This is a genomic window from Marinobacter sp. OP 3.4, assembly GCF_036224885.1.
GTDB lineage: Bacteria > Pseudomonadota > Gammaproteobacteria > Pseudomonadales > Oleiphilaceae > Marinobacter.
The window spans coordinates 39,387-52,365 of the sequence record NZ_JAVVLT010000021.1 but is presented as its reverse complement, the minus strand read 5'-3'; the positions used below and the strand labels follow the sequence as shown (position 1 = coordinate 52,365).

Annotated in this window: 10 protein-coding genes; 3 read left to right on the top strand and 7 right to left on the bottom strand. The window is 63.0% G+C overall.

Annotated features, from left to right (window positions below; genetic code table 11):
- The first annotated feature begins 220 nt into the window (after window positions 1-220).
- Together RO069_RS03655 and ybaK are read left to right on the top strand one after the other, a co-directional pair.
- Window positions 221-1,534, top strand: coding sequence for an MFS transporter (locus tag RO069_RS03655; protein WP_328185381.1), 1,314 nt, complete (start codon window positions 221-223; stop codon window positions 1,532-1,534).
- A gap of 3 nt (window positions 1,535-1,537) precedes the next feature.
- Window positions 1,538-2,008, top strand: a complete 471-nt coding sequence (gene ybaK / locus RO069_RS03650; RefSeq protein WP_328185380.1) for a Cys-tRNA(Pro) deacylase — start codon at window positions 1,538-1,540, stop codon at window positions 2,006-2,008.
- Window positions 2,009-2,101: 93 nt separating this feature from the next.
- On the opposite strand, the gene RO069_RS03645 is transcribed toward ybaK, so the two are convergent.
- A complete protein-coding gene (locus RO069_RS03645) occupies window positions 2,102-4,351 on the bottom strand; it encodes an NADP-dependent isocitrate dehydrogenase (RefSeq protein WP_328185379.1) in 2,250 nt (749 codons plus the stop codon).
- A gap of 299 nt (window positions 4,352-4,650) precedes the next feature.
- Between RO069_RS03645 and RO069_RS03640 the strand changes: the two genes are divergently transcribed.
- Complete coding sequence (locus tag RO069_RS03640; RefSeq protein WP_328185378.1) at window positions 4,651-5,199, top strand: hypothetical protein; 549 nt, start codon at window positions 4,651-4,653, stop codon at window positions 5,197-5,199.
- A 78-nt stretch (window positions 5,200-5,277) separates the two neighbouring features.
- Here the strand turns inward: RO069_RS03640 and RO069_RS03635 are convergent, their stop codons facing one another.
- The 6 genes from RO069_RS03635 to RO069_RS03610 all read right to left on the bottom strand — a co-directional run bounded on the left by RO069_RS03635 (window position 5,278) and on the right by RO069_RS03610 (window position 12,945).
- On the bottom strand, window positions 5,278-7,272 hold the full coding sequence (locus RO069_RS03635) for an acetoacetate--CoA ligase (protein WP_328185377.1): 1,995 nt from the start codon (window positions 7,270-7,272) through the stop codon (window positions 5,278-5,280).
- 11 nt (window positions 7,273-7,283) lie between these two features.
- Window positions 7,284-8,063: a 3-hydroxybutyrate dehydrogenase gene (locus RO069_RS03630; protein WP_328185376.1), complete on the bottom strand. Its 780-nt coding sequence runs from the start codon at window positions 8,061-8,063 to the stop codon at window positions 7,284-7,286.
- Between the two features lie 38 nt (window positions 8,064-8,101).
- The gene (locus tag RO069_RS03625) at window positions 8,102-9,472 is read right to left on the bottom strand and encodes a TRAP transporter large permease (protein WP_328185375.1); all 1,371 of its coding nucleotides are present in this window, start codon (window positions 9,470-9,472) and stop codon (window positions 8,102-8,104) included.
- A complete protein-coding gene (locus RO069_RS03620; RefSeq protein ID WP_328185374.1) occupies window positions 9,472-10,068 on the bottom strand; it encodes a TRAP transporter small permease subunit in 597 nt (198 codons plus the stop codon). The genes RO069_RS03625 and RO069_RS03620 overlap by 1 nt, the downstream gene beginning before the upstream one ends.
- Window positions 10,069-10,146: 78 nt before the next feature.
- A complete protein-coding gene (locus RO069_RS03615) occupies window positions 10,147-11,223 on the bottom strand; it encodes a TRAP transporter substrate-binding protein (protein WP_328185373.1) in 1,077 nt (358 codons plus the stop codon).
- Window positions 11,224-11,511: 288 nt separating this feature from the next.
- Window positions 11,512-12,945 carry a sigma-54 interaction domain-containing protein gene (locus tag RO069_RS03610; protein WP_328185372.1) on the bottom strand — a complete coding sequence of 478 codons (1,434 nt, stop codon included), beginning with the start codon at window positions 12,943-12,945 and terminating at the stop codon, window positions 11,512-11,514.
- Between the last annotated feature and the right edge of the window lie 34 nt (window positions 12,946-12,979).

The window sequence follows — 12,979 nt, the reverse complement described above, 5'->3', positions numbered from 1 at the left end:
TCCAACAGCATCGGTAAACAGCCAAAGGCACTGTTGCGCGGGAAGCCCATATTCTCAATTCATACGATTGCATGGCCCGGGCGGTTTGCAGGCCCTGTTGTTAACAGTAGTGTGTTACTTCGTTAACGTCGACCGCTTCCACATTTTTTTACGACTGTCATACTGCGGTCGTAACAAGGCTCCAGTGTCCCCAAACCACATCACTACAGGGAACCTTCCTATGACATCCGGTCATCCTGGAACCGTCAACAGGGAAAACCGACGAGCACTCTGGTCCTGGGCTCTTTACGACTGGGCCAACAGTGCCTTCTTCACCATCATCCTCACCTTCATCTTCGCCCGCTATTTCAGCCAGTCGGTGGTCCAGGACGATGTGGCCGGTACCGAAGCCTGGGGCAATATCGTGGGACTGTCGGGGCTGGCCGTGGCCATCCTTGCCCCGATACTGGGCGCCATCGCCGACCAGAATGGCCGCCGCAAGCCCTGGCTGATCGGCTTTACACTACTCTGCGTGATTGCCACCGCCATGCTCTGGTTTGTCGCGCCCGGCAGCGGTGACCTGTGGTTCGCGGCCTTCTGGATCAGCCTTGGCATACTGGGCGCGGAATGCGCCTTTATCTTCTACAACGCCATGTTGCCGGACCTCGCCACGCCCGAACGGGTGGGCCGCTGGTCCGGCTGGTCCTGGGGCCTGGGCTACGTGGGCGGTGTCACCTGTCTGGTGGTGGCGCTGTTCGTCTTCATCGAGGGCGACACCAGCTGGCTGGGCCTGGACCGGGACGCCCTTGAGCATGTGCGCGCCACCTTCATACTGGTGGCGATCTGGTACCTGGTGTTCTCCCTGCCGGCCTTCTTTTTCATTCCGGACCGCCCGTCCCGGGGCCTGCCTCTGGTGCCGGCGGTCCGGGCGGGGCTGGTCCAGCTCCGGGACTCCATCCGCCAGGTGCGGCAGTACCGCACCATCGTCCGCTTCCTGATCGCGCGCATGCTCTACACCGACGGACTGGCCACCATCTTCACTTTCGGCGGGGTCTATGCCGCCGGTACCTTCGGCATGGATCAGACCCAGGTACTGCAGTTCGCCATCGCCCTGAACGTCACCTCCGGCCTGGGGGCACTGGCCTTCTCCTGGGTGGACGATGCCATCGGCGGGCGCAATACCGTCTTGTTGTCGCTAACGGGGCTGACCGTCTGCGCGGCATCCATACTCTTTGTCACCGATCCCCTCTGGTTCTGGGCCGTGGGCATGACCCTGGGCATCTTCGTGGGCCCGCTGCAATCCGCCAGCCGCTCCTATATGGCCCGAGTGGCGCCGCCACACCTGCAGACCCAGATGTTTGGCCTGTTTGCTTTCTCGGGCAAGGCCACCGCCTTCCTCGGTCCGCTGCTGGTGGGGTGGGTCACCGCCTTTACAGACAGCCAGCGCTGGGGTATGAGTACCATCCTGATATTCCTGCTGATCGGTTTCGCGCTTATGCTGACGGTGCCGCCGGCATCGAGAACCGTCCATCACCAACCTGCGGAAGCGAAGTAAGCCATGACACCCGGTATAGAGGCCGCCAGAAAGGCCGGTATCAGCCACAATATCCACCAGTACGACCACGACGCCCACAGCGAATCCTACGGCCTGGAGGCGGCGGAAAAACTGGGCGTGGAGCCGGACCAGGTCTTCAAGACCCTGGTGGTGGAAACCGACAACGGCCAGTTGGTGGTGGGGATCGTGCCGGTCTCCGCCAGCCTCAACCTGAAGAAAATCGCCAAAGCCGCCAAGGCAAAAAAGGCGGCCATGGCGGACAAGCAGAAAGTGCAGCGCACCACCGGCTACGTACTCGGCGGCGTCAGCCCCCTGGGCCAGAAGAAGGCCCTGACCACAGTAATTGACGGCTCCGCGCAGAACTTCGGTGCCATCTACGTCAGCGCCGGGCGGCGGGGCCTGGAAATCGAACTGGCGCCGGCGGATCTGGCAAAGCTGACAAACGGCATTTTTGCGGATATCCGACAGGACTGATAACACAGCTCTCTTTCAATCGAACCTCTGGCGCTACAGCAAAAAAGCCCGGTCGGGTCTCCCCGGCCGGGCTTTTTACTACCAGACGGTTACTCAGGTGCGCTTGGCGCTCTCCCGGGCTTCGTCCAGGATCTTGTTGAGGGTCTCGCTGGGCTGCATGATCTTGCAGACCTTGTCCGCGGGCGGGTGGTAGTAGCCACCGATATCCGCCGGATGGCCCTGGATCACGCTCATTTCCTCCAGGATCTGGTCCTTGTTCTCTTCCAGCTGTTTGGACAGCTTGGTGAAGAACTCCTTCAGGTCCTTGTCCTCGTCCTGGTTGGCCAGCTCCTCCGCCCAGTAGCGGGCCAGATGGAAGTGGCTGCCCCGGTTGTCCAGCTCGCCGGTCACCCGTGATGGTGACTGGTTATTTTCCAGCAGACGACCGGTAGCCTTATCCAGGGCCTCGCCCATCAGGCGGGCACGCTGGTTGTCCTGCTTCTCGCCCAGTTCTTCCAGGGAAACCGCAATGGCCAGGAACTCACCCAGGGAATCCCAGCGCAGGTGGTTCTCCTCCAGCAGCTGCTGCACGTGCTTGGGCGCGGAACCGCCAGCGCCGGTCTCGTACAGGCCACCGCCGTTGAGCAGCGGCACGATGGACAGCATCTTGGCGCTGGTGCCCAGCTCCAGGATCGGGAACAGATCGGTGAGGTAGTCACGCAGCACGTTACCGGTCACGGAGATGGTGTCCAGGCCACGGATCAGGCGCTCCATGGTCCAGCGGATGGCGCGGACCGGGGACATGATGCGGATATCCAGACCCTCGGTGTCGTGCTCTTTCAGGTAGGTCTTCACCTTCTCGATCAGCTGGGCGTCGTGGGGACGCTCGTCGTCCAGCCAGAACACCGCCGGCATGCCGGTGGCGCGGGCCCGGTTGACCGCCAGCTTGACCCAGTCGCGGATCGGCAGGTCCTTGGTCTGGCAGGCGCGCCAGATGTCGCCTTCCTCAACCTTGTGCTCGGTCAGCACGGTGCCGTCCTCGGCTACGATGCGGACGGTGCCGGCTTCGGGAATCTCGAAGGTCTTGTCGTGGGAACCGTATTCCTCGGCCTTCTGTGCCATCAGGCCGACATTGGGCACGGTACCCATGGTGGTGGGATCGAAGGCGCCGTGGGTCTTACAGAAGTTGATCACTTCCTGGTAGATGGTGGCGTAGGTGGACTCCGGCATGACCGCCTTGGTGTCCTTCAGCTTGCCATCCCGGGCCCACATCTTGCCGGAGTTACGGATCATCGCCGGCATGGAGGCATCCACGATCACGTCACTGGGCACGTGCAGGTTGGTGATGCCCTTGACCGAGTCCACCATGGCGATTTCCGGGCGGTGCTCGTAGGTCTTGTGCAGGTCTTCCTGGATCTGCTCCTGCTTGGATTCCGGCAGTTGCTTGATCTTCTCGATCACGGACGACAGGCCGTTGTTCGGGTTGACGCCGATTTCCTGGAACAGGTCGCCGTACTTCTCGAACAGCTCCTTGTAGAAGACCTTCACCGCGTGACCGAACACGATCGGGTGGGAGATCTTCATCATGGTGGCCTTCACGTGCAGGGAGAACATCACCCCGGTGTTCTCGCAGTCGGCAATGGCGTCCTCGAAGAACTTCACCAGCGCCTGCTTGCTCATGTACATGCCGTCCAGCACTTCACCTTCCTGCAGAGGCAGATCGGCCTTCAGTACCGTCTGCTCACCCTTGCTGTTCTCGAACACGATGTTGGCCTTGGTGGCCTTGTCGAGGGTGACGGACTGTTCGCTGGAGTAGAAATCGCCGCCGCGCATATGGGCGACGTGGGTGCGGGAAGCGGGGCTCCACTCACCCATGGAGTGCGGGTACTTGCGGGCGAAGGCCTTGACCGCCGTGGGTGCACGACGGTCGGAGTTGCCTTCACGGAGTACCGGGTTCACGGCACTGCCGAGAACCTTGGAATAACGTTTATGGGCTTCCTTTTCCTCGTCGGTTTCCGGATGTTCCTTGTACTCGGGAACCTTGTAGCCCTGCTCGTTCAGCTCCTTGATGGCCGCCCGGAGCTGCGGGATGGAGGCACTGATGTTCGGCAGCTTGATGATGTTGGCGTCCGGGTCCTTGGTGTACTCGCCCAGTTCCGCCAGGGCATCGGGGACCCGCTGGTCTTCTTCAAGGTAATCGGGAAACGCCGCCAGGATACGGGCGGCGAGGGAAATATCACTGGTCTCGAAGGTGATGCCCGCCGGGGCGGTGAAGGTCTGCAGGATCGGTAGCAGGGAGCGGGTCGCCAGGGCCGGCGCTTCGTCGGTCAGTGTGTAGACAATCTTCGGATTTTCGGTTGTCATTTTCGTCCTCTGGATAATGGATGAATTCAGGACGGTCACCATCTGGCCAAGCGTCTTGTGAACCCCTGACCGCAACAATGACTGAATAGGGTCTTTTGATGAGTCACATAAGATAGCATTTTTTTTTGACATTGGGTTACGATCTTAGTCTTAACCCAATCCATTACCGCAACGTTACCCTCTGATGGGGCCAGTCAAAACAGCCAGTTACACCATCGAAAGCCCTGCCTGGCATTCCCTCCCGACCTGTGCTTTAGTAATTCACAAACGCTCTGACACCCCCTGCCGGGAGAAACTGCATGATTCATGGACGGACTGCACCTGTCGCCGCATTTCTGGCCCTTGTCACCCTCACGGGCTGTGCCGGTCGCGATGCCACGCTCTCCCGGGGAGTTGATGACCCTTGCGCCACCGTACAGGGGCTGATCGCCGACTACCCTGGGGGGTTCCCGGCCTATCGCGGCAAGGCCAACAACACCCGCAACATCACCACCTACCGGGCGAAGGAAGACCTGGTGGCCGGCCACTGCGAGATCTGGCGGTGGGGCAATGGCGATAGCGCCTATAGCTGCTCGGCGACCGCCCCCTCCATCGATATTGCCAGGGATCGCTACCTCAAGTCGGTGAACTACCTGATGCAATGCCTGGGGCCGGACTGGAGCACCGTTGAAATGAGCCGAAACCGGGATGGCGAGACCGACGGCCAACTCACCCGGTTCACCTCCGACGAGCATCCGGACCTGTCCGTGTCGGCCCATCTGATCGATGAGAAACGGGGCCCGAAGCGCCGCTACACCAACTACCTGTACCTGGGCAGTCGGTCCCAGGCTCCAGCGGTTCAGGACTGAGCATCAATGCCTGACAGGGGCCGAAACCAGGGAACGGCTATGATGGGCTCCACCCATGACAGTTGGCAGGCTTCCGGCTCAGCCCTCCCCGTCCAGCAGGCCGGCAGTGCGGCATTGCTCGCGGATATGGTCCAGGGCCTGGGGGTTGGCCAGGGCGTCCCGGTTGTCCGCCCTGGTTGAACCATTGATCAGCCGGGCCACCGCCAGCTCCACCTTCTTGCCGCTGCGGGTATAGGGGATGTCGTCCACGGCAATGATGTGCTTCGGCACATGGCGCGGGCTGGCCCCTTCACGGATACGGCGGCGTAGCTGCTGCGCCAGGTCGTCGGTGAGGGTCTGGCCCGCTGCCGGTACCACCAGCAGTACCACTTCCACATCGCCGTCGATCTGGCGTCCCACCACCAGGCTGTCCGCCACCTCGGCGATGGTCTCCACCTGCCGGTAGATTTCCGCAGTACCGATGCGCACGCCGCCCGGGTTCAGGGTGGCGTCGGAGCGGCCATAGATAATCGCACCACCGTGCTCGGTGAACTCGATGAAATCGCCGTGGGCCCAGACGCCGGGGAAGGTGGCGAAGTAGGCATCGTGGTAACGCTCACCATCCGGGTCGTTCCAGAATCGCACCGGCATGGACGGCAGTGGCTGGCGGCAGACCAGCTCACCACGACCCTCGCTGACCGGTTGACCATCATCACCATAGGCCACCGCATCCACCCCCAGGAAGCGGCACTGGATCTCGCCCCGGCGTACCGGCAACAATGGTGTCGCCCCCACAAAGCAGCCGCAGATATCCGTGCCGCCGGCAATGGAGCCCAGCAACACATTGGGTGCGCCATCGCCATACACCCAGTCATAGTCTTCCGGCAGCAACGGTGAGCCGGTGGAGAACACCACCCGCAGGTGGCTCTGGTCCAGGTTCCGGGCCGGGGCCAGTTCCGCCTTGCGGCAGCCAGCGATAAAGCGGGCGCTGGTGCCGAAATGGGTGACCCGTTCCCGGGCCACGGTGTCCCACAGCATGTTCAGGTCCGGGTAGCCGGGTGAGCCGTCCACGGTGACCACGGCGGCGCCGGTTATCAGCGCGGACACCTGCCAGTTCCACATCATCCAGCCGCAGGTGGTGAAGTACAGGAAGCGGTCGTCCGGCCCCACGTCGCCGTGGAGCATCAGCTCCTTGGCGTGGTTCACCACCAGCCCGGCACTGCCGTGCACGATGCACTTGGGCTTGCCGGTGGTGCCGGAGGAATACAGGATATAAACCGGGTGATCCGGCGGCAGCGGCGTGAAGGACGGTGCCTGGCCCACCCCGGCGGCCAGCGCCTCCTCCCAGGTGGTGACCCCACCACCGGCAATGGGCGCCTCGTCCGGCAGTTGCGCAATGCTCACCACGCACTTCAGCGAAGGCAGTTGTGCCACCAGGTCACGGAAGGCCTCCTGGCGCGGGAATACCTTGCCGCCGTAGCCATAGCCGTTCACGGCCACCAGCGCCGTGGGCTCGATCTGGCCGAAGCGGTCGTTGATGGCCCCCACCCCGAAGTCCGGGGAGGCGGAACTCCAGATGGCCCCCATGCTGGTGGTGGCCAGCATGGCGACAATGGCCTCGTAGCCGTTGGTGACAATACCGGCCACCCGGTCCCCCTGGGTAATCCCCTGGCTGCGCAGGAAGGCCTCGAACGCGCCAACATCCGCCTTCAGCTGGCCATAGCTGCGCCTCAGTACCAGGCGGGTCTCGCAATAGGCCACCACCGCCTCACGATCGGCATGGTCGCCCTCCGCCAGCCGCAACAGGTTGGCGGCGAAATTGAGCCTCATTCCGGGGAACCACTCCGCCCCCGGCATCCCACGGCTGCCCAGTACCCGTTCGGCCGGGGTGTCGCAGACCAGGCCGCAATAGTTCCAGACCTTCTGCCAGAAGGTCTCCAGCTCGTCGACGGACCATTGGTGCAGGGCATGATAGTCGGCAAACGGCCCCAGGCCCTGGTCTTCCAGCCAGGTCCGGAAGCGCCCCATGCGGGAGGTTTCCAGGGTTTCGTCAGACGGTGTCCAGACCACCATGGACTCGTGCTTGTCACTCATTCAGGACTCCTTTACTGCATGTGCCAGCCATGGCTGACCACAATGGACTGACCGGTCAGCGCGGCAGAGGGGAAAGCGGCCAGGTGGACGGCCAGCTCCGCCACATCCTCGACGGTGGTGAACTCGCCATCCACGGTGTTCTTCAGCATGACGTTGCGGATCACTTCCTCTTCGGAAATCCCCAGCTCCTTCGCCTGCTCGGGAATCTGCTTTTCCACCAGCGGAGTGCGCACGAAGCCCGGGCAGATGATGTTACTGCGCACACCATGCTCGGCCCCTTCCTTCGCCACCGCCCGGCAAAGGCCCAGCAGGCCGTGCTTGGCCGCCACGTAGGGGGATTTCAGGGGCGAGGCTTCCACCGAGTGCACCGAGCCCATGTACAGCATGGTACCGCCCTGGCCGTCGTACATCTGCCTCAGGGCCGCCCGGGTGACCAGGAAGGCGCCGTTAAGATGGACGTCCACCACCTTGCGCCAATCGCCATAGGCCAGTTTGTGGACCGGGTCGATGTGCTGCACCCCGGCGTTGGCCAGGGCGATGTCCACACCGCCCCACTGGTCGGCCAGTTGGCGGAAGCCGTCATCCACGGCCTGTTCGTCAGTGACATCCATGGCCAACGCCATGGCCTGGCCGCCGGCCGCGCGGATCGCTTCGGCAGCTTCGCTGGCGCTCTCGTGGTTCAGGTCGGCGATGGCGACCCGGGCGCCCTCCCGGGCGTACTGCTCGGCGACGGCCCGGCCGATGCCACGGGCGGCGCCCGTAATCAGGGCGGTTCTCTGTTTCAGCCTCATGACGGATACTCCTTGTTGATCCAGTTCATTATTGTTGTTCATTGACCACCATACACTTCATTGGGCAACCAGGTGGCCAGGGGTTCGAAGGCAAACACCAGCCCCAGCCCCAGCAACTGCAGCAGGATGAAGGGCAGCACCCCCAGGTAGATATCCCGCGTGGTGATGCCGGGTGGACAGACCCCCTTAATATAGAACAGAGAGAAACCCACCGGGGGTGTCAGGAACGACGTCTGCAGGCAGATGGCGAACAACACCGCGAACCACACCGGCTCCACCCCCAGGGAAAACAGCACCGGGGCCACCAGGGGCAGGATAATCAGGGTGATCTCCACCCAGTCCAGGAAAAAGCCCAGCAGGAAGGTAATCAGCAGCACCGTCAGCAGGACACCCGTGGTGCCGAAGGGCAGGCCAGTGATGGCGTCGCGGATCACATCATCACCGCCCAGCCCCCGCAACACCGCCGCAAACACCGTGGCACCGATAAAGATGCCGAAGATGAACGCGGTAGTACGACTGGTCTGATACAGCGCCTCCCGCAGTACGGTCGTGTCCAGCCGACGGCTGACAAAGGCCATCAGCATGGCTCCGGCGGCCCCCACTGCCGACGCTTCCGTGGTGGTGGCAATACCGAAAAAGATCGACCCCAGTACCGCCAGAATCAGCGCCATGGGCGGCACCACCGACAGGAACACATCCAGCAGGACCCTCAGATCCAGTTTCTGGTGGTGCTTCGGCGCCGGCGCCAGGTCCCGTTTCAGCCAGGCGGCAATACCGATATAGAGGATGTACATCACCCCCAGCATGAGGCCAGGGATCAGCGCGCCCATGAACAGTTTGCCCACCGACGCATCGGAGGTTCCCAGCCGGTCCGACATCAGTACCAGCATAATGCTCGGCGGCACCAGAATACCCAGGGTACCCACGGAACAGGCGGTGCCCACCGCCAGGGACTTGTTGTAGTGGGCCTGCATCATTGGTCCCAGGGACAACATGCCCAGCAGCACCACCGAGGCTCCAACAATGCCGGTGGACGCCGCCAGCAGGATGCCGACGATCACCACGGTGATGGCATAGCCACCCCGCAGCGGCCCCAGCACCCGCACCAGGCTGTGCATCAGTTTTTCGGCGATGCCGGAACGGTCCAGCATGATGCCCATGAAGATGAACAGCGGCAGGGCCACCATCAATTCATTGGCCACGATGCCGTAGATACGGGCATCCAGCACACCGATGGTGCCGGACCAGGTAAACCACAGGTCCGCGTCGAAGTATTCAACCAGTACATGACCAACGACCGCGAACACCAGGCCAATGCCGGCCAGTGACCAGGCCACCGGGAAGCCCAGCAGCAACAGTGCCATGAAACTGGCGAACATGGCGATAACGAGCAGCGTTTCCAGTCCCATCAGTGGTCCTCCTCCCGGTCATGGGGAGCGGCCCGGGGAAAGCCGGCCAGCAGGGTGGTGCAGCGGGTCAGCCGGGAGAACAGGGCCAGGGCCACCAACGCCAGTCCCAGGGGCAGGAAGCCCTTGAAGATAAACCGGTACGGCAGACCGCTGGGGGCCTGGGAGCGCTCCTCCAGCACAAAGGCCTTCCAGGCGTAGGGCACCAGGGCATCCATCATCAGGTACAGGATCGGCAGCGCCAGCAGGGCGATGCCCAGGGCCTCGATCAGCGCGCGGGTCCTCAGGGAGAACTTCTCCCGCAGCACGTCCACCCGCACGTGGTCATCCTTCACCACCGCATAGGCCAGGGTCATCATCATGGCAATGCCGAACAGGTGCCAGGACAGCTCCTCCAGGGCGATGGAGCCCCTGGACAGCACGAACCGGCTGAATACGTTGACCAGCACCACCACCAGCATCACCAGCCACAGCCAGGACAGGCCCCGGCCAATGGCGCTGATCAGCCTGTCCAGGCCCAGGGAGAGCCGGTTGTGGGGCAGGCCATTAGGGTGGGCAGCGGGGCTGGCCGGAGCACTGAAAGTCGCAGGTTCCGTCACATCAACCTCGGGTATGTTCTGGTTTCAGGGGAAAAGCGGGCAGGCGCGGAATGCGCCCGCCCGTCGCTGGCTACGGGATCAGTCGTACTGGTAGAAATCCCGGGGCAGGTAGCCCTTGCTGTGCCAGATGGAGTGATGCTCCATGAACTCACGCTGGCTGGTGAGCACCCGCCTGAACATCTCGTCCTCGGCGGCGATGTCATCCAGCACCTTGTTGGTGGCGTCCTGGAGTTCCCGCAGTACCGGCTCCGGCAGGGTCTGGGCGGTCACGCCCTCTTCCTGGTAGTCCCGCAGGGCGGTGGGCTGGGCGAATTCACTCTCGGCGAAGCCCTTGAGGGTGGCAGCCTCGCAGCCCATTTCCACCAGGGCGCGGGTCTGTGGTTCAAGGCTTTCCCAGACATCCTTGTTGACCAGCAGGTGGGAGGTGGTCAGGGTCTGGTGCCAGCCCGGCATGATGTAGTTCTTGATGATCTGGTCCAGTCCCAGCATCTTGTCGATGGCCGGTTGCGAGAACTCGGTGGCATCGATGGTCTGGCGTTCCAGGGCCTGGTAGATCTCACCACCGGGCACCATGGTCACCGAGGCGCCCAGCTCTTCGAGCACCTTGCCGCCGATGCCGGCGAAGCGGATGCGCAGACCGTCATAATCCTCCAGTGATTCGATGGGTTCGGCAAACCAGCCGGCACCCTCGGGCCCGATGATGCTGCACAGCATGGGGTGGATGTTGCGCTCGGCGTAGATTTCCTCCAGCAGTTCGCGGCCTTCGCCCTCGTAGTACCAGGCCAGGTAGGCCGGGGGCTCCATGTTGAACGGCGCACCGGAATACAGTGGCAGGGCGGGGATGGTGCCCTGGTCATAACCGACCCAGGTATAGCCGGCGGGGTACTTGCCCTCGCTGACGGCATCCATGATCTCGAAGGGGGGCACCAGTTCGCCCGGCTCGTAATAGCGGAACTGGATGTCGCCGCCGGAGATGTCATTGAGGTTCTCGGACAGATGCTTGACCGGTGTGGTCAGCCCCACCAGGTGGGAGGGAAATGCCAGCGGTACCTGCCAGCGGACCTTCTCGGCGGCGGCGGGGGTGGCGGACAGGGCCAGGGTGCTGGCGGCAGCCACACCCAGAGCCAGACGGGAAACGGAGGTCTTGATCGACATATCGGGTTCCTTGTTGTTTTTGTCGCACTCACGACAGGACTGTCTGTTGCAGCCAGAACAACCGGAACCGGACCGTCATCATCATGGACACGGAAAGCCAGCGTTATTGGTGGTTGTTCTGGCTGGCATCCTGGTGAGCAGGAACCGTGCCGTTTATATTTTTACCTTTAATATCATTATTTTATAAGTTCACCCGACAACCGGACACATTGCAGTGTCCTGAAATCAGGACATGTTGCGCGCGAACGGTGATGGCCATGTCCTGAATAAAGGACACCTGTCCTGAAATCAGGACAGTCGGGACAGTTTCTGGTAGAACACCGAACGGGAAATGCCCAACAGCCGGGCCGCCTGGCTCCGGTTGCCCCGGCAGGCCGCCAGGGCTGATTCGATGGCCTCGCGTTCAGCCGAAGCCACGGCCTCCGCCAGGGTCCGTGTACCGGCCAGGGCGTTGTGGCCAGTCCGGCTCCCTGCATCCGTATCGTTGGTTGGTAACGGCTCGAGAGCGGGCAGAACCTGGGCCAATGCCTGCCGGTCCAGGATCTCCGCTCCGTCGTCCAGGGTCAGGGCACGCTCCAGCACATTGCGAAGTTCCCGGATATTACCCGGCCAGTGATGCCTGGCCAGCAGGGCCAGGGCGTCATCCGTGATCTCCGCGCCGAGGCCCGGTCCGTCCGTAAGGTCCGCCAGCAGACTTTCACATAGGATACCAAGGTCCGCCAGCCGCTCCCGTAGCGGTGGCACCCGGATTTCCAGCACATTGAGCCGGTAGTAGAGGTCGGACCGGAAGCTACCCTCGGCCACCATCGCCTCCAGGTCACGGCTGGTGGCGGCAACGAGGCGCACATCCACCGGCACCACCCTGCTGGAGCCCACCGGTTCCACCTCACCCTCCTGCAGGGCCCGCAGCAGCTTGGCCTGGAGCGACAGGGGCATGTCCCCCACCTCATCGAGGAACAGGGTGCCACCACTGGCCAACTGGAAACGACCGGTACGGTTCCGGTCGGCACCGGTAAAGGCACCGGCGGCGACCCCGAAGAACTCCGCCTCCAGCAGGTTTTCGGGTATGGCCGCCAGGTTCACCGCCACGAACGGCTGCTCCGCCCGCCCGGACCCGGCATGAATCGACTGCGCCAGTACCTCCTTGCCGGTGCCGGTTTCCCCCAGCAACAGCACGGGCACGTCCCGGCCGGCGGCCAGCCTGGCCTTGCGCTTGACATCCAGGGCCTGCGGGCTGGCGCCGGTAAAGTCCGACAGGCTGTAGCGGGTGCCACGGGCCGTCCTTGCCAGCGCCTTGCGGGCAGCCTGCAGGTCCTGGTGCAGGCGCCGGTAGCGGGCCACCAGCGGCGTCAGGGGCTGCAGGTCGTCGTACAGAATACAGGCAATGGCACCGACAACCTCGTCATCGTCGTTGAAGTACGGCAGACGGGTGACCACCAGTTGCTGGCCCTGATGCTCCATGATGTCCAGCAGCAAAGGGTCGCCACTGGCTACCACCTCCGGCATGCGGGTGTGGGGGATCACCCGTTGCACCGGCTGGCCGAGCACGTCCTGCGCCCTTACCCCCAGCAACCGACAATAGCTGTCGTTGATCCAGGTGATTTTCGCATCCCGGTTCACCGCGATGGCACCGGCACTGGCCTTCTCGAACATGGCGATCAGCGCATCGATCATGTCCCGGGTCAGGCCACGGATTCCGCTGGGCTGGTAGGATTGCGACATGGCATTACCTGGCTTTGGATCTGGTCTGGACGTT

Excerpts from the sequence above, each read along its gene's own strand:
- RO069_RS03615 (WP_328185373.1), bottom strand. The coding sequence starts at position 11,223 with ATGTCGATCAAGACCTCCGTTTCCCGTCTGGCTCTGGGTGTGGCTGCC.
- RO069_RS03645 (WP_328185379.1), bottom strand. The coding sequence starts at position 4,351 with ATGACAACCGAAAATCCGAAGATTGTCTACACACTGACCGACGAAGCG.
- RO069_RS03630 (WP_328185376.1), bottom strand. The coding sequence starts at position 8,063 with ATGAGGCTGAAACAGAGAACCGCCCTGATTACGGGCGCCGCCCGTGGC.
- RO069_RS03640 (WP_328185378.1), top strand. The coding sequence starts at position 4,651 with ATGATTCATGGACGGACTGCACCTGTCGCCGCATTTCTGGCCCTTGTC.
- ybaK (WP_328185380.1), top strand. The coding sequence starts at position 1,538 with ATGACACCCGGTATAGAGGCCGCCAGAAAGGCCGGTATCAGCCACAAT.
- RO069_RS03655 (WP_328185381.1), top strand. The coding sequence starts at position 221 with ATGACATCCGGTCATCCTGGAACCGTCAACAGGGAAAACCGACGAGCA.
- RO069_RS03610 (WP_328185372.1), bottom strand. The coding sequence starts at position 12,945 with ATGTCGCAATCCTACCAGCCCAGCGGAATCCGTGGCCTGACCCGGGAC.
- RO069_RS03625 (WP_328185375.1), bottom strand. The coding sequence starts at position 9,472 with ATGGGACTGGAAACGCTGCTCGTTATCGCCATGTTCGCCAGTTTCATG.
- RO069_RS03635 (WP_328185377.1), bottom strand. The coding sequence starts at position 7,272 with ATGAGTGACAAGCACGAGTCCATGGTGGTCTGGACACCGTCTGACGAA.